The 21,932-nt window shown below is 62.1% G+C and carries 16 protein-coding genes; 5 read left to right on the top strand and 11 right to left on the bottom strand.

Translation table 11 applies throughout. From position 1 onward, the window contains the following. Positions 1 to 102: 102 nt before the first annotated feature. From ACIOMR_RS26255 to ACIOMR_RS26230, 6 genes are all read right to left on the bottom strand, one after another. Entirely contained in the window at positions 103 to 702 is a 600-nt protein-coding gene (locus ACIOMR_RS26255) for a LysE family translocator (RefSeq protein WP_401197199.1), read from the bottom strand. A gap of 174 nt (positions 703 to 876) precedes the next feature. Next, the gene (locus ACIOMR_RS26250; RefSeq protein ID WP_401197196.1) at positions 877 to 5,091 is read right to left on the bottom strand and encodes a WD40 repeat domain-containing protein; all 4,215 of its coding nucleotides are present in this window, start codon (positions 5,089 to 5,091) and stop codon (positions 877 to 879) included. A 125-nt stretch (positions 5,092 to 5,216) separates the two neighbouring features. Then, positions 5,217 to 6,056, bottom strand: a complete 840-nt coding sequence (locus ACIOMR_RS26245; protein WP_008431232.1) for an AraC family transcriptional regulator — start codon at positions 6,054 to 6,056, stop codon at positions 5,217 to 5,219. A gap of 82 nt (positions 6,057 to 6,138) precedes the next feature. Further along, on the bottom strand, positions 6,139 to 6,780 hold the full coding sequence (locus ACIOMR_RS26240) for a DUF1345 domain-containing protein (RefSeq protein ID WP_401197192.1): 642 nt from the start codon (positions 6,778 to 6,780) through the stop codon (positions 6,139 to 6,141). Positions 6,781 to 6,823: 43 nt separating this feature from the next. Further along, on the bottom strand, positions 6,824 to 9,916 hold the full coding sequence (locus ACIOMR_RS26235; protein WP_003214052.1) for an efflux RND transporter permease subunit: 3,093 nt from the start codon (positions 9,914 to 9,916) through the stop codon (positions 6,824 to 6,826). Between the two features lie 12 nt (positions 9,917 to 9,928). After that, positions 9,929 to 11,086, bottom strand: a complete 1,158-nt coding sequence (locus ACIOMR_RS26230; protein ID WP_023658897.1) for an efflux RND transporter periplasmic adaptor subunit — start codon at positions 11,084 to 11,086, stop codon at positions 9,929 to 9,931. Positions 11,087 to 11,391: 305 nt separating this feature from the next. Between ACIOMR_RS26230 and ACIOMR_RS26225 the strand changes: the two genes are divergently transcribed. From ACIOMR_RS26225 to nudC, 4 genes are all read left to right on the top strand, one after another. Continuing rightward, complete coding sequence (locus ACIOMR_RS26225) at positions 11,392 to 12,093, top strand: response regulator transcription factor (RefSeq protein ID WP_008430287.1); 702 nt, start codon at positions 11,392 to 11,394, stop codon at positions 12,091 to 12,093. A 3-nt stretch (positions 12,094 to 12,096) separates the two neighbouring features. After that, positions 12,097 to 13,392, top strand: coding sequence for an ATP-binding protein (locus tag ACIOMR_RS26220; RefSeq protein WP_401197188.1), 1,296 nt, complete (start codon positions 12,097 to 12,099; stop codon positions 13,390 to 13,392). 223 nt (positions 13,393 to 13,615) lie between these two features. Then, positions 13,616 to 14,428 (top strand): crotonase/enoyl-CoA hydratase family protein, encoded by an 813-nt coding sequence (locus ACIOMR_RS26215; protein ID WP_102369234.1) that lies wholly within the window; start codon positions 13,616 to 13,618, stop codon positions 14,426 to 14,428. Between the two features lie 6 nt (positions 14,429 to 14,434). Continuing rightward, entirely contained in the window at positions 14,435 to 15,268 is an 834-nt protein-coding gene (gene nudC / locus ACIOMR_RS26210; protein ID WP_134326772.1) for an NAD(+) diphosphatase, read from the top strand. Here the strand turns inward: nudC and ACIOMR_RS26205 are convergent. The 3 genes from ACIOMR_RS26205 to ACIOMR_RS26195 all read right to left on the bottom strand — a co-directional run bounded on the left by ACIOMR_RS26205 (position 15,236) and on the right by ACIOMR_RS26195 (position 18,095). Further along, entirely contained in the window at positions 15,236 to 16,015 is a 780-nt protein-coding gene (locus ACIOMR_RS26205) for a TSUP family transporter (RefSeq protein WP_401197184.1), read from the bottom strand. The two genes, nudC and ACIOMR_RS26205, sit on opposite strands and share 33 nt — an antisense overlap. A 288-nt stretch (positions 16,016 to 16,303) precedes the next feature. Continuing rightward, on the bottom strand, positions 16,304 to 17,020 hold the full coding sequence (gene pcsA, locus ACIOMR_RS26200; protein ID WP_003208507.1) for a phosphatidylcholine synthase: 717 nt from the start codon (positions 17,018 to 17,020) through the stop codon (positions 16,304 to 16,306). A gap of 148 nt (positions 17,021 to 17,168) precedes the next feature. Further along, positions 17,169 to 18,095, bottom strand: a complete 927-nt coding sequence (locus tag ACIOMR_RS26195) for a class I SAM-dependent methyltransferase (protein ID WP_177023324.1) — start codon at positions 18,093 to 18,095, stop codon at positions 17,169 to 17,171. Between the two features lie 191 nt (positions 18,096 to 18,286). On the opposite strand from ACIOMR_RS26195, the gene mdeB reads away from it, so the two are divergent. Next, complete coding sequence (gene mdeB, locus ACIOMR_RS26190) at positions 18,287 to 20,965, top strand: alpha-ketoglutarate dehydrogenase (protein WP_401197181.1); 2,679 nt, start codon at positions 18,287 to 18,289, stop codon at positions 20,963 to 20,965. A 124-nt stretch (positions 20,966 to 21,089) separates the two neighbouring features. Here mdeB and ACIOMR_RS26185 read toward each other — a convergent pair whose 3' ends face one another. Further along, complete coding sequence (locus ACIOMR_RS26185; protein WP_003208512.1) at positions 21,090 to 21,578, bottom strand: DUF1289 domain-containing protein; 489 nt, start codon at positions 21,576 to 21,578, stop codon at positions 21,090 to 21,092. Between the two features lie 51 nt (positions 21,579 to 21,629). Next, the coding region (locus ACIOMR_RS26180; RefSeq protein ID WP_314532256.1) for a ribonucleotide-diphosphate reductase subunit beta at positions 21,630 to 21,932 on the bottom strand (303 nt) is incomplete at its 5' end.

Below are 21,932 nucleotides of genomic sequence, written 5' to 3'. Positions count from 1 at the left end.
CACGCACAGCGCTGGCTGTGCATATAGGCAAGGGAAATCAAACACCCGCAGCCCCGATAGCGGATAGCTGTGAAAACTGACAGTGCCGACGAACGGTTGTGTCTACACCCAGACGCTCAGCCAGCTTGAGACCAGCAACAACACCGCCATGCAGCGGTTGAACCGTTGCATGGCCTTGGGCGAGCGAAACACCCGGTTGCTTCCAACCCCCAGCAATGCCCACGCGCCGAGGCACGGCAAGGCGATCACAAAGAACGCCAGCGACAGGTACAGCACATGGCTCTGGCGTTCATCGCCATTGCCGGCAAACACGCTCACCACCGCCAGGGCCATCATCCAGGTCTTGGGGTTGACCAGTTGCAGGCTGGCGGCGCCGGCCAGGCCCAGGGGTTTTTGCACGGCAGCCGGGTCGATTGACTCGGCGGGGGCGCTGAAGATCTGCCAGGAAAGATAGCTGAGCCAGGCGACCCCCAGCCATTGCATCGCTGCCTGCACCCGGGGCCAGTGCGCCAGCGACTGGCCAACGCCGGAGCCTACCAGCAGCACAATCCCCGCCGCCCCCGCGCATGCGCCCAGCACGATAGGCAGTGCGGCTGTGAAGCCATACCGTGCGCTGTTACTCAGCACCAGGATATTGGTGGGGCCAGGGGTGATGGAGGCTACAAAAGCGAATAAAAGGAAGGGCAACAGGGTAGGGAACATGGTGGGGCGACTCCGTAAGTGGGGCGATGGAGTCGATGGTTGCAGGGGCGTGGTGGCGTGTCTGGAAGGTTTGAGCAGGGCAAGCGCATCGGTATATGAGGCAGGGGGAGTGGGGGATAAAAAGACGGGACAAATCCATGACTAAGATGGATTTGTCCCGGTGTTGGCTGTGACTTATAAAGCGATGACTGTCACTTTGTCGTCGATAAAGTCGGCTGTATAAAGTCTTGAACCGTCGGGTAATACGCAAACATCGTAGGCGCGGCGCGGCATATCAATACTACCTATTATCTCCTCCGTGCGCGTATCAAAAGTTAGAAGTGTTCCTGGATTACTACTGGTTACCACATACGCGCGTGCAATTTGTTGATTGACGGATATGCCACTGCTCCGACTGCCGTTAGGGATCAAAATGGTTTTGTGAAGTGTGTGGCTGTCGGTATTGAAGATGAGTATTTCACGTGACGTCGTGCAATACATGAGCAATGTATTATGAGGGTCGGCCGCGAGTGAGTAAGCAAATCCTGGTAGCTCGATTGTTGTAGTTATCTTGTAAGTGTTGGTGTCAATTACAAATAGTGCGTTTACACCGTTCCTGATCACCCCGTGGGTATAAAAACTGCTCCCGTCGGCGCTAAAGGCCATTGCGTAGGCTGTGCTCCCTGCGCCGTTTGCGGGCACAGGTATCGAAGCCAAGTGGCGCCCACTATTGGCATCGTAGATGTCAATGGTGGTTGTACTTTTGGTATAAAGTTGCGTACCACTCGAGTTGAGTACCAGCTCAAATGCTGGGGAGGGGATAGAAAATCTCCTGATAATATTGAAGTTTGTGGTGTTTATTGCTCTGACTTCACGTCCAACTCCGATTATGTATAGAATTGAGCCGTCTGGCGAAATTGCGCAGTTGTTTGAAGTTACTTCTAGGATTGTGCGAATTACGCTATTGCTGGCGGTATCGATAACTGATATCCCGGATTGCGAGGTTGTATATACTCGTCTACTGTCCGGGCTTGCAATTACCGAGTAAGGAAGGTGTGCCACGTCAATAGCGCCAATAATTCCCACCCGTCTTACAACGCTATACGTCGTCTGCTGAAACACCACCGCGCTTGACTCATCGTCACTGCCATCAAACGTCACCTTGCACGTCAGGGTAAATATCCCGCCGTTTGCCAGGTAGAGGAACCAGCTGCGCTCGACGGCTTTGCTCGCCAAGCCGTTCCTGGCTTCCGCCGAGGTGATGCTATAGCCGTCGAGGATGTACAACGGTTCTACCCTGTCAGCAGTGCATGTCAACCAGACTTTTTGCCCTTGTTTACTCAAATCCCATTTAGCCACAGAGGCCAGCGGGTTGCCGGCAATGGCATCCATATTCAACGAACCGCCATTGGCGATGCTATTGATCAACGGTCGCGGCAAGTTATTTGGTGCGATGCTTTCAACCCTCAGCACTTGAACCTCTGAAGGCACCGGGCTGCCATTGATGGTGGCGACATAGCGCAACTCAATGGTTTTGCCGACGCTGTCTGCCAGCACTTCATTGGTAATGACGAAATCCACACGACCGCCGTCCAGGCCGTCCTTGGCGCCAATATCCGCAACACCGCCATCCGGGAAAATCCATTGCAACTGGATGGAATGGCTTGGATTCATGCCGCCATACGCCACCGTGACACTGGCGTTGTCTACGTGGTCCAGCGGCTGAATGGTCAGCGTTGCCCCGGGCTGGTCGTTGAACCGTGGGTGCGGCAGCACGGCGGGCAGGGTTTGCACACGGTGTTCACGCACGCCAAACAGCACGGCGGTGTTCTTGTCGGGGCTTTCTGCCAGGCTGACCCAGAAGCGGATGGTCAGGTGCGAGCCATCCATCAAGCGCTGCAGTTTGTCCACTGGCGCGGGTGGCGAGATACCGTTGGCGGCACCGTTTTCGGTGACCAGGTTGGCGGTGTAGGTGTCCTCGCGGTACGGGCTGCCGTCGGCAAACGTGCCCTCCCAACTCATCCACATAAACTGCCCGGCATCGATAAACGGCCAGACGGATACACGGGCGCGGGCCTGGTCATTGAGTTTCGACAGGTCGAGCAGGGTGCTGTCGCCAATGCCGTCGATCGTCGGTGTGGGCAGCCCGGTGAGGGGAAGCAGGTGCAGGTCGACAGTGTCCGAAGGGTACGGAAAGGCGCCACGGTTGAAGTGGTATTGCACGCTGATCTGGTTGCCACCGGGGCGAATACCCCTGGCGATGGTGCGCGCCGGGATGGTCACGAATACTTCGTTGGTGGACGGGTTGCCCAGGGTGTACTCGGTGGCACTGCCCAGCCCGTCGCGGCTCAACCAGTCGACCTTGATCTGGTCGGTGGCCTGCATCGGCCGGTATCTCACGATGACCTTGGCGCCGCTCAATGCGGCCAGGGGGTTGAGTGCGTCGGGGAACAGGGTGGCGCCGTCGATAACCGGACGGTCCAGTTGCACGCCGCGGCCCACGGTCAGGTTGAGCACCTCGGAGCGCAATACCAGGCGTGGCGGGCCGCTGCGTTCGAGGCTATAGGTAATGCGCAGGCTGCCATTATTGTTGTTGTCGAGGATCGCCCGGCTCACCGGGAAAACCAGGGGCTTGCCTGCCGTGCCGCCGTTGATGCGCACAACGCCGCTGGCCGAGCCGTCAAGGCCGGAGCCGATGGCGTTCCAGTGGATCAGGTCACCTTCTTCGGTCTGCCCGTGCGGGGCGGGCAAGGTCAGGGGCAGGGTCAGCAGCAAGGTGGGCGTGGTCACATGGCTGGGGTCGATGTTGTTGCCCAGGGCGCCTTCCAGGTGTGCAGTCGGCATGTTGCCGATGCGCTCACCCACGTGGGCGAACAGCTCGCGGGACTTGCGAGTGGTCAATGCGTTGCCGTCCAGGACGTGGCCGGCGCCATCGTTGACCAGGTAATAAAATGCGATGTCGCCCACGCCTTCAAACTGTTTCAGGTGCTCTTTGCTGACGTAGCGCGTGCCGCCCTGGGCGCCCGCCAGTTGTTCTTCCACGTAGTCTTCGCCGCCGCCGCCAGGACGGATATGTTCGATCACCAGGGTTTCCAGCCAGTCCGGGTTGTGGGGTTCGTAGAAGGGGATCTGCACGGTGATGTCCTGATCGGGCTCGATCAGCCCCACCTCGATCGGTGCGACCGTCACTGCCGGCATCGCCACCGGCGTGCCCACCACGCTGACGGAGGTACTGCCGGATTGCTCCACGCGGCCGTCGTTTTTCAGCCACTGGAACGAGACCCGGAAGGACCCGCCCACCAGTTGTTCGATAATCTCGCGGTCGACGGTGACAAATTCAACGCTGAGGTTTCTGTCCACCACCGGGGCCAAGGGGAACACCTGGGTCGAACCGTCGCCCAGGGTACCGAACAAGGTCACCGCCAATTGGTGCCGCGGCAGCGGCGCCGGGGTTTGCCGAGGCACCGTCACCAGCACTTCGAAGGTTGCCTCGCTCTGGGTATCGAAGTCGATCTGGGTCGCCTCTTCGCCATCCACCAGGAAGATCGGTGCAGAAAGCAGGTTCGGATCCAGCTCGCTGTCCAGGAAGTAGGGTTTGGAATACTGGTACTTATCCCCGGAGAAGTTTTGCACCACGTCCGAGACCCGAAACCGCAGGGTCAGCTTGCCGAAATGCCCACCCTGCAAAATGATGTCCCTGGAGACAAAGACGCGAATCGGCCCTGAACCCGCGACTTCGGCCGGGCTGACGATATGCGTGACTAAAACCCCATCCCACGACAGCTCGATCTGGTCATTCTGGCGCAGGTTTTCATAGCGCTGGATCAGGCACCAGACCCCGCTGTTGGCATTATCTATATTAACGGTGGAGCCCTCAGGCAGGCCTTCCACCGTCATCACCAGGCCCGGGTGCCATTTGCTGCCGGGGTCGTTATCGCGGCCACCGGGGCGGGTGGTCTTGATCAGGATGGTTTGCAGCGGCGACGTACTCTCCTGGCCGCTGCCGGCCCGCACTACGCGGCCGTATATCTGGACGTCGCCTTCGGGGATGAATTCTTCGGGGACGAACAAGTCGTAACGGTCCCGGTCTTCAAGCGCAATATCGGCGGCGACTGCATTGACCAGGTCGTTGAGGTAGAGGGCGTAGAAGTCGTAATTGAAGTTGAACCAGCGTTCGAAGGTCCACTGGGCAAAGGGGCGCACGTGGCGGATGCCCAGGCCGTAGACCCCTCTTTCAGGATACAGCGTGGCATCCAGCGGGACCGACGGATAGGCTGACTTGGGTGGGTCGAGGTCTTCGACGCGGCGCGACGCCAGGCCTGACGATGGGTTATGCAGCACGAGGGCGTTGCCGGGCGGGTTGTTGTCGCCCAGCGGCGCATTATCCGGGGCTATGGGAAAATTGGGCATGGACAGGCTTCCTTGAATGAGGCGCGGCCCTGAGTGGCCGACTGCTGACAAGGAGATCAAACACCTATCGGGGGGCGTGGCGAACCTGTGAGAATTGACAGTGCCGACGAGTGGTGGTGGCGCAGCTAGCGCTGCAAAACGCTTGAACACCGCTTGCGATACGCCGCCGGCGTCAGGCCATACGCCCTCACGAACCAGCGCCCCAGGTGACTCTGGTCGGCAAAGCCCAGGGCAATCGCTACGTCGGCGGGTTGCTTGCCGTTGGCCAGCCAATGCCGGGCGCGGGCCAGGCGCAGTTGCACCAGGTAGGCATGGGGTGGCAGGCCGAAGGCGCTCTTGAAGGCGCGGGTAAGGCGAAAGCGATCGACGCCGCAGGCCAGCGCCAGTTCATCCATGCCCACATCTTGCTGCAGGTGCGCATGCAGGTATTCCCGGGCCTTGTGCGCCACCCGTGGCAGGCGAGGGTCTTCATGGTAGCGGGTGCGCCAGTGCAGTTGCGCAGTGAGGCGTTCGAGCAGTTGGTCCATCGCCTGTTGCCGCACGATGCGCAGCTCACCTCCGTGCAAGGTCTGGAAGGCCCGGCTGGTGGCCAGGGCCAGGCGCGGGTCGCTGGCCAGGGTGCTGGCAAACCCCAGCTGGCTGTCGAGCGGCGCTTCTTCGAACACTGCGCTGACTTCCCGCGCCAACCACTGCGGGTCGAGGTAAAGCATGTGGTAGGTAAAACCGTCCGCCGTGGGCGCGTCGCCGTCGTGCAGCTCGCCGGGCTCCACCAGGAACACCTGGCCGGGCACGCTGTTATGGCGGGTGCGCCGGCAGTTGAACTGCTGCACACCTTGCTCCGTGACGCCCACCAGGTAGCTGTCGTGCCAGTGCGGGTCGTAGGCGTGGCCCTCGAAATGCGCGCGCAGGGTCTCGATGCCGGTGTCGGCGTCCTGAGCCAGGTCGATCCAGTTGTGGGCGGCCATAAAATACCTATGGGGTGGAACACTGCAAGAGCGAACAAGCTCGCTCCTGCAGGAGCTTAGCGTCTAGAAGGTTTGTGCAGCTTCATCCAAACAATCCGGCGGCGATGTTGATCGAGAACCCCAGAATCGCCGTGTTGAACAGGAACCCGATCAACGATTGCCCCAGCACCACCTTGCGCATGGTACGCGTGGCAACCCCGACATCCGCTGTTTGCACCGCCACGCCGATGGTGAACGAGAAGTACAGGAAGTCCCAGTAATTGGGCGTGCGTAAATCCTCGGCAAAGCGCAGTGCCGGCTCGGGGCCGTCCCAGGTGTAATACAGGCGCGCATAGTGCACGCTGAAAATCACCCCGATCAGCAACCATGAGCCAACCACTGTCAGGCCGGTAAAACCGTAGTGCAACAGGCGCTGGCTATCGCTCAGGTCCTTGGTGCCCACCAGGTTCAGGGTGATGGTCGCCAGGCTGGCAATCGCCGCGATGCACACCATGAACAACACCAGGCCGGCGTTTTCGTCCTCGATCTCGGCGATGCGCTTTACGTCGTCGGCGCGGGAATGGCTGGTGAGCCACAGCATCAGCACCAGGTAGGTCCAGACCCCGGCGTTCCAGCCGATGAGGATTTTGCTGATGATTGTGTCGGCGGGAGCCAGGAGCCCCACCGCCAGGCCCAGGACGGCGGCGCAGGACAGGCGAGGGTGGGTGCGTGCGAGGAAGGGCATGGCGCTCACAAATCAGGGATGTGTAAGCACCATAGCGCATTTATTACGTGTGGCGCTTGCGCACCAGCTTCATGACCACGACGAAGAACACCGGCACAAACACCACCGCCAGCGTCGCGGTAATCATCCCGCCGATCACCCCGGTACCGATGGCCTGCTGGCTGGCCGAGCTGGCGCCCGTGGCAATCGCCAACGGCACCACACCGAGGATGAACGCCAGGGACGTCATGATGATTGGCCGCAGGCGCAAGCGTGCGGCTTTCAACGTGGCGTCAATCAGGTCTTCACCCTGGTCATACAGGTCCTTGGCAAACTCGATGATCAGGATCGCGTTCTTCGCCGACAGCCCAATGATGGTAATCAGGCCGACCTTGAAGAACACATCGTTGGGCATCCCGCGCAAGCTTACGGCCAATACCGCGCCGAGCACGCCGAGGGGCACCACCAGCAGCACCGAGGTCGGAATCGACCAGCTCTCATACAGCGCCGCCAGGCACAGGAACACGATCAGCAGCGACAAACCGAGCAGCAGCGGGGCCTGGGAGCCGGACAAGCGCTCCTGCAACGACAGGCCGGTCCATTCCTGGCCCAGGCCGGCGGGCAGTTGGCTGACCAGGCGCTGGATTTCCTCCATCGCCTCGCCGGTACTGTGGCCCGGTGCCGATTCACCGGAAATCGCGATGGCCGGGTAGCCGTTGTAGCGGGTCAACTGGGCGGGGCCCTGAATCCAGCGCGCCTCGACGAAGGCCGACAGCGGCACCATCTTCCCGGCGTTGTTGCGCACATGGATCTTCATCAGGTCGGCCACCTGGCTGCGCTGATCACCTTCGGCCTGCACCACCACCCGCTGCATGCGGCCCTGGTTGGGGAAGTCGTTGATATAGGCCGAACCGATGGCCGAGGACAGCACATTGCCGATATCGGCAAAGGAAATGCCCAGGGCATTGGCTTGCTTGCGGTCAACTTCCAGCTGTACCTGAGGTGCCTCGGCCAGGGCGCTTTCACGCACGTTGGCCAGGATCGGGCTTTTCTCGGCGGCGGCCAGCAGTTCGGTACGGGCCTCCATCAAGGCGGCATGGCCGACGCCACCCCGGTCCTGCAGGCGGAACTCGAAACCACTGGAGGTGCCCAGGCCATCCACCGGCGGCGGCAGGATTGCATAGGCAATCGCGTCCTTCAGCTCACTGAAAGCCGCGTTGGCACGGTCCGCAATGGCCGCGGCGGAATCCTTGCTGCTGCGCTCCGACCAGTCCTTGAGCGTGGTAAACGCCAGCGCGGCGTTCTGCCCCGAACCGGAGAAGCTGAAACCCATGATCATCGTGGTATCGCCCACGCCCGGCTCGCCGGCGTTGTGTGCCTCGATCTGCTCGGCGACCTGCACCGTGCGGTTTTTGCTGGCACCCGGCGGCAGCTGGATATCGGTGATGGTGTAGCCCTGGTCTTCCACCGGCAGGAAGGACGAGGGCAGGCGGGCGAACAGCACCCCAAGCCCCACCACCAGCACCAGATAGATCAACAGGTAACGCCCGCTGCGCTTGAGGGCGTAGGCCACCCAGCCTTCATAGCGGTCGGTGAACTGCTCGAAGCGCCGGTTGAACCAGCCGAAGAACCCGCCTTTCTCATGGTGCTCGCCCTTGGCAATCGGCTTGAGCAAGGTCGCGCACAGGGCTGGGGTCAAGGTCAGGGCGAGGAATGCCGAAAACAGGATCGAGGTGGCCATCGACAACGAGAACTGCTGATAGATCACGCCCACCGAACCCGGCATGAACGCCATCGGCAGGAACACCGCCACCAGCACCAGGGTGATACCGACAATCGCCCCGGTAATCTGGCCCATGGCCTTGCGGGTGGCCTCCTTGGGCGACAGGCCCTCGGTGACCATGATCCGCTCGACGTTCTCCACCACCACAATCGCATCGTCCACCAAAATGCCGATGGCCAATACCATGCCGAACATGGTCAGCACGTTGATCGAGAAACCCAGCAACAGCATCGTCGCAAAGGTACCCATCAAGGCGATCGGCACCACCAGCGTCGGGATCAGCGTGTAGCGGATGTTCTGCAGGAACAGGAACATCACCGCAAACACCAGCAACATCGCTTCGCCCAGGGTGTACACCACCTTGGTGATCGAGACCTTCACGAACGGCGAGGTGTCGTACGGAATTTTGTATTCGACGTTGGCCGGGAAGTAGCGCGCCAGTTCGTCCATCTTCGCCCGCACCAGGGTTGCGGTGCTCAAGGCGTTGGCGCCCGGTGACAGCTGCACGCTGACGGCGGTGGACGGCTTGCCGTTCAGGCGGGTGGAGAACTGGTATTCCTGGCTGCCGATTTCCACCCGCGCCACGTCACCGACGCGCACGGTGGAACCGTCCGGGTTGGCCTTGAGCACGATGTCGGCAAATTCGGCCGGGGTCGACAGTTGGCCTTTCACCAGGATCGACGCGGTGATTTCCTGGGTTTTGGTGCCTGGCAAATCGCCGATGCTGCCGGCCGACACTTGGGCGTTCTGCGCCGCAATCGCCGCGTTGACGTCGGCCGGGGTCAGGTTGAAGCCGATCAGCTTCTGCGGGTCGATCCAGATGCGCATTGCGCGTTCGGCGCCGTACAGCTGGGCCTTGCCCACACCGTCCAGGCGCTTGAGTTCGTTCATCACGTTGCGCGCCAGGTAATCGCTGAGTGCTACGTCATCGAGCTTGCCGTCACTGGAGGTCAGGGTGACCAGCAGCAGGAAGCCGGCGGAGACTTTCTCCACCTGCAAGCCTTGCTGCGTCACGGCTTGGGGCAGGCGCGGCTCCACGGCCTTGAGACGGTTTTGCACGTCAACCTGGGCCATCTCCGGGTCGGTGCCCGGCTGAAAGGTGGCGGTGATGGTGGCCGAACCGAGGCTGCTCTGGGATTCGAAATACAGCAGGTGATCGGCGCCGTTAAGCTCCTGCTCGATCAGGCTGACCACGCTTTCGTCCAGGGTTTGCGCGGAGGCACCCGGGTACACCGCATAGATCTCGACTTTTGGCGGCGCGACGTTGGGGTACTGCGCGACTGGCAACTGCGGGATGGCGAGGGCGCCGGCCAGCAGGATAAACAGGGCGACCACCCAGGCGAAGATCGGGCGGTCAATAAAGAACTGCGGCATGTTTAACGATCCTTATTGGCCGGATGCCTGGGCGATGGGCGCGGGGCTGTCGTCGACCTGGACTTTCTCGCCAGGGCGGGCGTGTTGCAGGCCTTCGACGACGATACGGTCACCGGCCTTCAGGCCGCGGGTCACCACCCAGCGGTCATTAACCACCGAACCCAGTTCTACCGGCTGCTGGCTCACGGTTTGCTCGGCGTCCAGCAGTAACACCATCGGGATCCCGGCGCTGTCGCGGGTGATCGCCCGCTGCGGCACGCTGATCCCTTGCTGATCGACGGCTTGCTCCAGGCGTACGCGGATAAAGCTGCCGGGCAGCAGGTCGAGGTCCGGGTTGGGGAACTCGCTGCGCAAGATGATCTGCCCGGTGCCCGGGTCGACGCTGATCTCGGCGAACAGCAACTTGCCCGGCAGCGGATACAGGCTGCCGTCATCCTGGATCAGCGTGGCCTTGGCCTGGTCCTGGCCGACTTGCTTCAAGTGCCCGGCGCGAAAGGCCCGGCGCAGGTCGTTCAGCTCGCGGGTGGATTGGGTCAGGTCGGCGTGGATCGGGTCCAGTTGCTGGATCAGCGCCATCGGTGTGGCTTCGTTCTGGCCCACCAGCGCACCTTCGGTCACCAGCGCACGGCCAATCCGACCGGAAATCGGCGCAGTCACGGTGGCATAACCCAGGTTCAATTTGGCGCGCTGCACGGCGGCCTGGTTGGCGGCCACATCGGCGGCGGTTTGCCGGGCGGCGGCGCGGGCGTTGTCGTATTCCTGGCCGCTGATGGCGTTGCCTTCCACCAGTTGGCTGTAGCGCTGCTCTTGCAGGCGCGCCTGGAATGCATTGGCCTCGGCCTTGCGCAGGCTGGCCTGGGCGCTGTCGAGGTCGGCCTTGAACGGCGCCGGGTCAATCCGGAACAGCACATCGCCCTGTTTGACGTCATGGCCTTCCTTGAACACCCGTTGCAACACCACGCCGGCCACCCGGGCGCGCACTTCGGCGATGCGTGGCGCGGCAATCCGTCCGCTCAACTCGCTGGTGATGGACAGGGGCTTGGCTTCCAGGGTTTCGATCCGCACCTTGGCCAGCGGCGCCTCGGCGGCGTCGTCCGCCGACTTGCCACACGCGCTCAACGCCAGTGTCAGGGCCAACAGGCAAAACGGCGCAAACAGATTCTTCGACATGCTCATATCCCAATATTGACTGGCGCATCCTACGGGCGCCCCCGCCACAGTGCTGTGAAGCTCTGTAGGTGGTGTGTGAAGAAATGTAAGGTGCGACCCACAGATGCACGCGGGCGTATATCCTTCATAACCGCCGAACCTTACACGATCTTCCTGACACCGAAGATCAAATGTGGGAGCGGGCTTGCTCGCGAAAGCGGTGTTTCAGTCAACGCATACGGCGGCTGACACACCGCCTTCGCGAGCAAGCCCGCTCCCACATTGGATTTGCGTACTACTCAGAAATTGTATTATTTGGAAATACCATGCCCAACATTCTTCTGGTGGAAGACGACGCCGCGCTCTCCGAATTGATCGCCAGTTACCTGGAACGCAACGGCTATCACGTCAGTGTGCTCAGCCGTGGCGACCACGTGCGTGAGCGTGCGCGGCTCAACCCACCGGACCTGGTGATTCTCGACCTGATGCTGCCGGGCCTCGACGGCCTGCAGGTCTGCCGGTTGCTGCGGGCCGACTCGGCCACGCTGCCGATCCTGATGCTCACCGCCCGCGACGACAGCCACGACCAGGTGTTGGGCCTGGAAATGGGCGCCGACGACTACGTCACCAAACCCTGCGAGCCGCGGGTATTGCTGGCGCGGGTGCGAACCTTGCTGCGCCGCAGCAGCCTCACCGAACCCCAGGTGGCCAACGACCAGATCCTGATGGGCAACCTGTGCATCGACCTGTCGGAACGTACCGTGACCTGGCGCGGCCAGCCGGTTGAGCTGTCCAGCGGTGAATACAACCTGCTGGTGGTGCTGGCCCGGCACGCCGGCGAAGTGCTCAGCCGCGACCAGATCCTGCAACGCCTGCGCGGCATCGAGTTCAACGGCACCGACCGTTCGGTGGACGTGGCGATTTCCAAGCTGCGGCGCAAGTTCGACGACCACGCGGGCGAGGCGCGCAAGATCAAGACGGTGTGGGGCAAGGGCTACCTGTTCAGCCGTTCCGAGTGGGAATGCTGAGCCATGTTTCGCGTCCTGATTCGGCTGTACCTGATCACCATCGTCACCTTCGCCGCCGCGATCTACCTGGTGCCCCGGGCGGTGATCCAGCTGTTTGAACACCGTTACATGAACTACAACATCGAGCAGTCCCGAGGCATGCAGAGCCTGATCGTCAAGGAGTACCGACGGGTGCCGATGGAGCAGTGGGCCAATATCACCGTGCGCCTGTCGGCGGATTTTGCGCCGCTGAAGGTGCAACTGCTGCGTATCCAGGACGCCAGCTACACCCCTGAAGAACAGCGCCTGCTGGAAAAAGACCAGATGGTGATTCGCCTGGGCGAGTGGGGCTGGGCGGACGACGTCAGCTCGGCCCTGGACGACCAGTTGGTGGTCAAGGTCTCGGTACCGCCGGACCCGCTGGACATGAACCTGCTGTACTGGAGCATGAACGTGCTGATCGGCGCGGCGCTGCTGGCATGCCTGCTGTTCTGGCTGCGGCCCCACTGGCGCGACCTGGAACGCCTGAAAAGCACCGCCGCGCAACTCGGCCAGGGCAACCTTGCGGCCCGCACAAAAATCCCGCCCAGCTCCAACATCGGCAGCCTGGCGGCGGTGTTCGACACCATGGCCAACGACATCGAACAGCTGCTCAACCAGCAACGCGACTTGCTCAATGCCGTCTCCCATGAACTGCGTACGCCGCTGACGCGCCTGGACTTCGGCCTGGCCCTGGCGCTGTCCGACGACCTCCCGGCGGCCAGCCGTGAGCGGCTGCAAGGGTTGGTGGCGCACATTCGCGAGCTGGATGAGCTGGTGCTGGAGCTGCTCTCCTACAGCCGTTTGCAAAACCCGGCGCAAACACCCGAGCGGGTGGAAGTGGTGCTGGATGAGTTCATCGACAGCATCCTGGGCAGCGTCGACGACGAACTGGAAAACCCGGATATCGTGATGGACGTGATGCTGGACTGCGCCGTGGAACGCTTCACCCTGGACCCGCGCCTGACCGCCCGGGCCCTGCAAAACCTGCTGCGCAACGCCATGCGGTATTGCGAGCGGCGAATTCAGGTGGGGGTGAAGGTGTGTCCCAGGGGGTGCGAGATTTGCGTGGATGATGACGGCATTGGCATTCCGGTTGACCAGCGGGAGCGGATTTTCGAGCCGTTCTACCGGCTGGATCGCAGCCGGGATCGAGCCACTGGCGGTTTTGGCCTGGGATTGGCCATCAGCCGGCGGGCGCTGGAGGCGCAGGGCGGAACATTGACGGCCCAGGCTTCGCCATTGGGTGGCGCACGCTTCCGGCTCTGGCTGCCGAGTTAAAGAACACCACAAAACCATTGTGGGAGCAGGCTTGCCTGCGATGGCGGTGGGTCAGCTTGCATCTTTGCTAACTGATACACCGCCATCGCAGGCAAGCCAGCTCCCACATTTGATCTTCATCGTTCTTCAGTCCCGAATTTGGCGTTTGCACAGCCTTACCACCTCACGCGGTGCCTTGTTATAGTTCGGCCCCTATTCCAGCCGCCAGTCAAGGATCACTGCCATGTCCGAATACCAAGCCTTTGTCGTCGAACTCAGCGGCAACGTCGCCCATGTGCAGCTCAATCGCCCGGAAAAGATCAACGCGATGAACGCGGCGTTCTGGACCGAGATCATCGACATCTTCCAATGGGTCGAAGACACCGACGCGGTGCGAGCCGTGGTCATCAGCGGCGCCGGCAAGCATTTCTCCTCCGGCATCGACCTGATGCTGCTGGCCTCGGTCGCCAACGAGTTCGGCAAGGACGTGGGCCGCAACGCGCGCCTGCTGCGGCGCAAGATCCTCGAACTGCAAGCCTCCTTCAACGCCGTCGACAACTGCCGCAAGCCGGTACTCGCGGCGATCCATGGCTACTGCATCGGCGGCGCCATCGACCTGATCAGCGCCTGTGACATGCGTTACGCCGCCGAAGATGCGCAATTCTCCATCAAGGAAATCGACATCGGCATGGCCGCCGACGTCGGCACCCTGCAACGCCTGCCGCGCATCGTCGGCGATGGCATGCTGCGCGAGCTGGCCTACACCGGCCGCCAGTTCGGCGCCGAAGAGGCGCGCAGCATCGGCCTGGTGAATCGGGTGTACAGCGATCACCAGAGCCTGCTGGCCGGCGTGCTGGAAATCGCCCGGGAAATCGCCGCCAAATCGCCGATCGCGGTCACCGGCACCAAGGCGATGATCAGCTACATGCGTGACCACACGATCAATGACGGTTTGGAATACGTTGCCACCTGGAACTCAGCTATGTTGCAATCCAACGACCTGCGCGTGGCCATCGCGGCCCATATGAGCAAGCAGAAACCCGACTTCGTGGATTGACTGAACATGACCCCAGGCTGGATTACCACAACGCTGCTGGACAACGACGCCCCGGGCGGCTGGGCCGTGGCCCGCAGCCGTGAAGGCTTTTTACACGACCAGAACGGCCCGCTGTTTCCCCGGGAATGGCTCAAGCGCCAGGACCTCTCGGTGTTCGCCGAGCATGGCATCGGTCACCTGGACGGCGAGCCGGTGTACCTGCTGGAACTCAACAGCCCCGCCGACGTTCCGGGCTGCGGCTGGCAGGGCCTGCGGGCATTCATGCTGCAGGGCGATCACACGCTGTACAAAGTCCTGGGCTACGCCGCGCAAATCGGCACCTGGGCCCGGGAGCATCGTTTTTGCGGCAGTTGCGGCCAGGCGATGGTGCAGGTGCCACGGGAGCGGGCGATGTTCTGCCAGGCCTGTGACCTGCGCAGCTACCCGCGGATCTCGCCGAGCATGATCGTGTTGGTGACCCGTGGCGACGAGATCCTGCTGGCCCGTTCGCCGCGCTTTGTCACGGGTGTCTACAGCACCCTGGCGGGGTTTGCCGAGCCGGGCGAGTCGGCCGAGGACTGCCTGATTCGCGAGGTGCGTGAAGAAGTGCAGGTGGAGGTCAAGAACATCCAGTACATGGGCAGCCAGTGCTGGCCGTTCCCGCACTCGATGATGCTGGGCTTTCACGCCGAGTACGCCGGCGGCGACATTGTGCCCCAGGCTGACGAGATCGAAGACGCGCAGTGGTTCAACATCCATGAACTGCCGCCGTTGCCGGCGTCGCGCTCGATTGCGCGCTACCTGATCGACCTCTACCTGGCCCGTCGCCTAGGCCGCGCTGAACCAGTGCTGCCAGGCTAGGCGCACCGTCAGGCCGAGCACCACTGTGATGAACACCGGGCGAATGAACTTGGCGCCGCCGCTGATGGCGCTGCGTGCGCCAAAAAAAGCGCCGCACATCACCGACACGCCCATGCACAGGCCGACAATCCAGTCTACCGAGCCATTGAAAATGAACACCGTCAGCGCCGCCGCGTTGCTGACGAAGTTCATGCTGCGCGCCACGCCGCTGGCCTTTACCAGGTCGATGGGGTGCAACAGCATGGTACTCACGGTCCAGAAGGCCCCGGTGCCCGGGCCGGCGACGCCGTCGTAGAAACCCAGGCCAAAGCCCTGGGTGGACTGCCATTTCTTCTTGACCGGTGCGTCGTTGTCCAGCGCCGCCTTGGGCGTGCCGCCGAACAGCAAATACAAACCGCAGCCGAACACAATCACCGGGAGCATCTTGTTCAGGGTTTCTGCCGGCAGGTAATGGGCCACGACCGCGCCGGTGAGTGCACCGACCAGGGTGCCGACGATGGCGTGCACCCACTGGCGCGGATGAAACAGCTTGCGCCGGTAGAAGGTAAAGCTGGCAGTGGCCGAGCCGAAGGTGGAACTGAGCTTGTTGGTGCCCAGCACCAGGTGGGGCGGCATGCCGGCGGTCAGCAGGGCGGGCGTGGTGAGCAGGCCGCCACCGCCGGCGATGGCGTCGATGAAACCGGCGATAAAGGCAACCACGGCGAGGATCGCCAGGGTGGTGAGGTCAACGCTGAGTTCGAAGGGCATGGGCAAGACTTAGTCGGCAGGGCGCAGCAAGGGCTGCGCGAAAGGCCGGTATCTTACCGATTAGCGTGGGGGCCTGCGACTATGATCGTTCCCACGCTCTGCGTGGGAATGCCGCCTTGGACGCTCCGCGTCCTGCTGCCGCAAGGGTGACGCAGAGCGTCACGGGATGCATGCCCAATGTGGGAGCGGGCTTGCTCGCGAATGCGCAGTGTCAGTCACTGGATAGAGTGGCTGATCCACCGCCTTCGCGAGCAAGCCCGCTCCCACATTTCAACCGTGCCTGCTTGGCTATTTATGTGTTTCGACCCACTCCAGTGCGGTCCGCCAGATGCAGATCCCCAGGAAGTACGCCGACATCAGCAACCACAGGCCCAGGGTCAGGCGATTGGTGTACGGGAAGTCGATCACCAGCAGCAGGCTGCACAGCAACCAGATGGTGGTCACGGCAATATTGATCGGCATGAAGCGCTTGACCCGGAACGGGTGCAGGAACTTCATCGGCGTCACGGTCAGCAACGCCAGGCCGATCACGGTGAGCAAGGTGACCCAGGCTTCCGGCTGGATGATATAGACGCACAGCGCCACCACGTTCCATGCGGCGGGGAAGCCGACGAAGTAGTTGTCCTTGCTCTTCATGTTGACGTTGCAGAAGCAGAACAGCGACGACACCAGAATCACCGACACCGTAAACAACGGGGTGAAGTCCGGCAGGGCGATATAGCGATAGATAAACAGCGCCGGAATAAACACGTACGTCAGGTAATCAATCACCAGGTCCAATACCGAGCCATCGAAGCTTGGCAGCACTGTTTGCACATTCACCCGTCGCGCGAGAGAGCCGTCGACCCCATCGACGATCAAGGCCAGGCCCAGCCACAGCAGGCAAGCCTTGGGCTGGTTGTCGAGCAGTGCCAGGGTGGCGAGGAAGGCCAGCACCACGCCGGTGGCGGTAAAACCATGGGCGCCCCAGGCCTTGAGACGGGCTACATGCAGGGTCGATATCACAGGGGCGTTCTCCAAAAGGTGAAACAGGGCAGCCGACGGGGTAGCACCGTCGAATCTGGCCAGAGTGTGCAGGTATCGACCGGGAAGGGTGGGATAAGGTTCACCACCCGGCGTAGGTTAAGCGTAGCAAGCGCAGGACGTTTCGGCATCAGCCTTGGCGAAACACCAGTGCCTTTAATCCGCTTTGCGGGTCGATATCGGGGAATTCCGGCGGGTTTTCCAGCCGCTGGTCAAAGCGCAGGCCAGGCGCTTCGCGGGTTACGCCGTCGATCAGGAAGTCTTCGCCGAACGCCGGGTCGTTCATGCACGCCAGCACCGTACCCTGGGCCGTGAGCAAATCCGGCAGGCGACGCAGCACCCGCTGGTAGTCCTTGGTCAAAAGGAAACTGCCTTTCTGGAACGAGGGCGGGTCGATGATCACCAGGTCGTACGGGCCGCTGTTGGTGACCTTGGCCCACGACTTGAACAGGTCGTGGCCGAGGAACGTCACCTTGCTCAGGTCGTGGCCGTTCAGGCGGTGATTGTCGCGACCCCGGCTCAGGGCGCCACGGGCCATGTCCAGGTTCACCACATGCTCGGCGCCGCCTTCGATGGCCGCCACGGAGAAACCACAGGTGTAGGCGAACAGGTTCAGCACCCGCAGGCCATGAGCCTGTTCGCGTACCCAGTTGCGGCCGTAACGCATGTCGAGGAACAGCCCACTGTTCTGCTTTTTGCCCAGGTCGATCAGGTAGCGCAGGCCGCCTTCGGTGATGGTCAGTTCGTCGACCACCTCGCCCAGCAGCCATTCGGTGGTGCTTTGCGGCAGGTAGCGGTGTTGCAGCGCCACGGTATGGGCGCCGAATGACCGCCAGTCGATCTGCACCAGCATCTGCTTCAAGGCCTCAAGCTCCGTGGCTTCTGGCTCCTTGAACAGCGAGACCAGCACCACGCCTTGCAGCCAGTCCACCGTCAGTTGCTCCAGGCCCGGCCAGCAGCGGCCACGCCCGTGAAACAGGCGCCGGGTCTCGGCGGGGACGGTTTGCAGGGCGTTCAGCAAATGGGTGTGCAGGGTGGCGAGTGCGTCTGGGTTCATCGGGCAACGTCGGTCATTGAGCGGGCGGCATTTTAAACACAATTGCGGGGTGTTCGGGAGTTGAAGCACAACGTGCTTTGAATCTGCTGATTGGCAGTGATTTATGCTCAAAAGGCCCCGAGAGGCGGCGCACAACAGTCAAAAAATCCCTTGGCACCGACATAAACTGGAAAAAAAGCCCGGAGGTGCCCATGAACGGTTTCGCGAGTGCAGTGAGTCAGACAGCGATGGACCAGGAAGAACTGGCCGAATGGCGCGATGCCCTGGCCTCCCTGGTGGCCAACGCCGGCGCGGCGCGCGCACGGGAGATCCTCGACATGCTGGCGGATGCCGGCGGCGCGCCGCACATCGCCTGGAAACCCCGGCATGGCACGCCCTACATCAATAGCATCGCCGTGGAGCAGCAACCGCCGTTTCCCGGCGACCTGGCCACTGAAGAACGCCTGGCCTCAGTGGTGCGCTGGAACGCCCTGGCCATGGTAGTGCGCGCCAACCAGGCCTATGGCGAACTGGGCGGGCATATCGCCAGCTACGCCAGCGCGGCGGATTTGTTCGAGGTGGGCTTCAACCACTTTTTCCGTGCCCGCAACGACAGTTTTGGCGGCGACCTGGTGTTCTACCAGCCGCATTCCGCCCCCGGCATCTATGCTCGCGCCTTCCTTGAAGGGCGCCTGACCGAGGCCGACCTGGCCCACTATCGCCAGGAAATCGGTGCAGGCAAGGCGGGCGCCCGAGGTTTGTCCAGCTATCCCCATCCGTGGTTGATGCCGGACTTCTGGCAATTTCCCACCGGGTCCATGGGCATTGGCCCCATCAGCTCGATTTTCCAGGCGCGGTTCATGCGCTACCTGCAACACCGCGGCTTGCAGGACACTACCGACCGTCACGTTTGGGGCGTATTCGGCGACGGCGAGATGGACGAACCGGAAAGCATGTCGGCCCTGACCCTGGCCGCCCGTGAAGGCCTGGACAACCTGACCTGGGTGGTCAACTGCAACCTGCAACGGCTCGACGGCCCGGTGCGTGGCAACGGGCGAATTATCGACGAGCTGGAGGCGTTGTTCGCCGGTGCCGGCTGGAACGTGATCAAGCTGGTCTGGGGCTCGGATTGGGACGCCTTGCTGGCCAAGGACGCCGACGGCTCGCTGGTACGCACCTTGTCGCAGACGGTGGACGGACAGTTCCAGACCTTCGCCGCCAAGGACGGCGCCTATAACCGCGAACATTTCTTCGGCCAAAGCGAGGCGCTGTCCAAACTGGTCGAGGGCCTGAGCGACGAGCAGATCGACCGGCTCAAGCGTGGCGGCCATGACATGGTCAAGATCCACGCCGCCTATCACGCGGCGCGCCGGGTCGCCGGCAAACCCACGGTGATCCTGGCCCAGACCAAAAAGGGCTTTGGCATGGGCGAGGCCGGGCAGGGCAAGATGACCACCCACCAGCAGAAGAAGCTCGACCGCGAGGCCTTGATCGCCTTCCGCAATCGCTTCCAGTTGCCGCTGTCGGATGAACAGGCCGAATCCCTGAGCTTCTACAAACCGGCTGAAGACAGTCTCGAAATGCGCTACTTGCACCAGCGCCGCGCCACCCTCGGCGGGTATGTGCCGAGCCGTGGCCAGCAGGCGCCCACCGTGAGTGTCCCGCCGGTGTCGGGCTACGGCGCGTTTGCCACCCAGGCGGAGGGCAAGGAAATGTCCACCACCATGGCCTTTGTGCGCATGCTCACCAATCTGCTCAAGGACAAGGCCCTCGGCCCGCGCATCGTGCCCATCGTCGCCGATGAGGCGCGCACCTTCGGCATGGCCAACCTGTTCAAGCAGATCGGCATCTATTCCAGCGTCGGCCAGCGCTACGAGCCCGAAGACATCGGCTCGATCCTCAGCTACCGCGAAGCCACCGACGGGCAGATCCTTGAAGAAGGCATCAGCGAAGCCAGCGCCATCAGTTCCTGGGTCGCGGCGGCCACCAGTTATTCGGTGCATGGCCTGCGGATGCTGCCGTTTTACATCTACTACTCGATGTTCGGTTTCCAGCGCGTGGGGGACCTCATCTGGGCCGCCGCCGACCAGCGTGCCCGAGGTTTTCTGCTGGGCGCCACTGCCGGGCGCACCACCCTGGGTGGCGAAGGCTTGCAGCACCAGGACGGCAGCAGCCACCTGATGGCCGCCACCGTGCCCAATTGCCGTGCCTACGACCCGGCGTTTGCCGGCGAGTTTGCGGTGATCCTCGACCATGGCATGCGCCAGATGCTGGAGCACGATGTGGACGAGTTCTACTACGTGACCCTGATGAACGAAAACTACCCGCAGCCGAGCCTGCCGGAAGGCGTCGAAGCGGCGATCATCAAAGGCATGTACCGGCTGAGCGGGCAGCCTGGCGGCATGGTCCGGTTGCTCGGCTCCGGCACGCTGGTGCGCGAAGCCCAGGCAGCGGCGCAATTGTTGGCGGAGGATTGGCAGGTTGACGCTGAAGTGTTCAGTGTCACCAGCTTCAGCGAACTGGCCCGGGACGCCCGTGACGTGGAACGCTGGAACCGCCTGCATCCGCAACAGCCGGCGCGGCGCAGCCACCTGGCGGAGTGTTTGCCCAAGGGCGCGCCGGTGGTGGCGGTATCTGACTATGTAAGGGCGGTGCCGCAGATGATTGGGTCATACGTGGATTCGGCTTACACCGTGCTGGGGACGGATGGCTTTGGTCGCAGCGATACCCGGGCGGCGTTGCGGGATTTCTTCGAGGTGGACCGGTATCACATTGTGCTGGCGGCGCTGACGGCGTTAGTAGAGCAGGGGAGTCTGGACAGGCAGGTTTGCCAGCAGGCGATAGAGCGTTATGGGGTGCAGACCGATCGCGAGCCGTCCTGGACCTCCTGAGCGACAAAGATCTAAATGTGGGAGCGGGCTTGCTCGCGAATGCGGTGTGTCAGTCAATATATCCGGCAACTGATACACCGCTTTCGCGAGCAAGCCCGCTCCCACACTGGTTCTGTGTGGTTGTCTAAATACTGGCTATCAACGGCGCCCCAAACGATTCCCGCAGAAACCCCGGCGCGATATACCGCTCGTAATGCGCCTCGGACAACAGGAAAAACTCCCGGTCAATCGCATCCCGCAAATCTGCCAGATTGCGCTCGCGAAACTCCGGCAACAGCGCCAACCCATACGCATCCAGCTTCGAAATCACCCGCGCGCCCCGGGCAATCAACTGGTACGCCCAGCAATACGGCGACTGGTGGGGCACAAAGCGGATCTTGCGATCTTCCAGTTGCTGGCGCAGGCGCTGCGGGTCCAGTACCTGCAGCTTGCTGGTCATCACCTGCACCAGCAGTTGTTCCAGGCGCAGCCACACCGCCTGTTTCTCCTCGGCGTTGTAGCCGTTCCACTGAATCACCTCATGGTGATAGCGCTTGCAGCCCCGGCATACCAGGTCTCCGTAGACGGTGGAGCACAGGCCGACGCAAGGTGTCTTGATGGTTTGATTGGGCATAAAAAACATCGACAGGTGAAACAACACGGCCCCCGAAGGGGCCGCTTTAAATCAATCCCAGCTCAGCGCGCCGCCAGTCTGGTACTCGATCACACGGGTCTCGAAGAAGTTCTTCTCTTTCTTCAGGTCCATGATCTCGCTCATCCACGGGAACGGGTTAGTCGTCCCTGGATACTCTTCCTTCAGACCAATCTGCGACAGACGACGATTCGCGATGAACTTGAGGTAATCCTCCATCATCGCCGCATTCATGCCCAACACACCGCGTGGCATGGTGTCACGCGCGTATTCAATCTCCAGCTGAGTCCCTTGCAGGATCATCTGGGTCGCTTCTTCCTTCATCTCGGCATCCCA

The organism is Pseudomonas sp. NPDC087814 (genome assembly GCF_044742865.1).
Lineage (GTDB): Bacteria > Pseudomonadota > Gammaproteobacteria > Pseudomonadales > Pseudomonadaceae > Aquipseudomonas.
The sequence above is the reverse complement of the archived record's forward strand: the minus strand, read 5'-3'. Positions and strand labels throughout refer to the sequence as shown.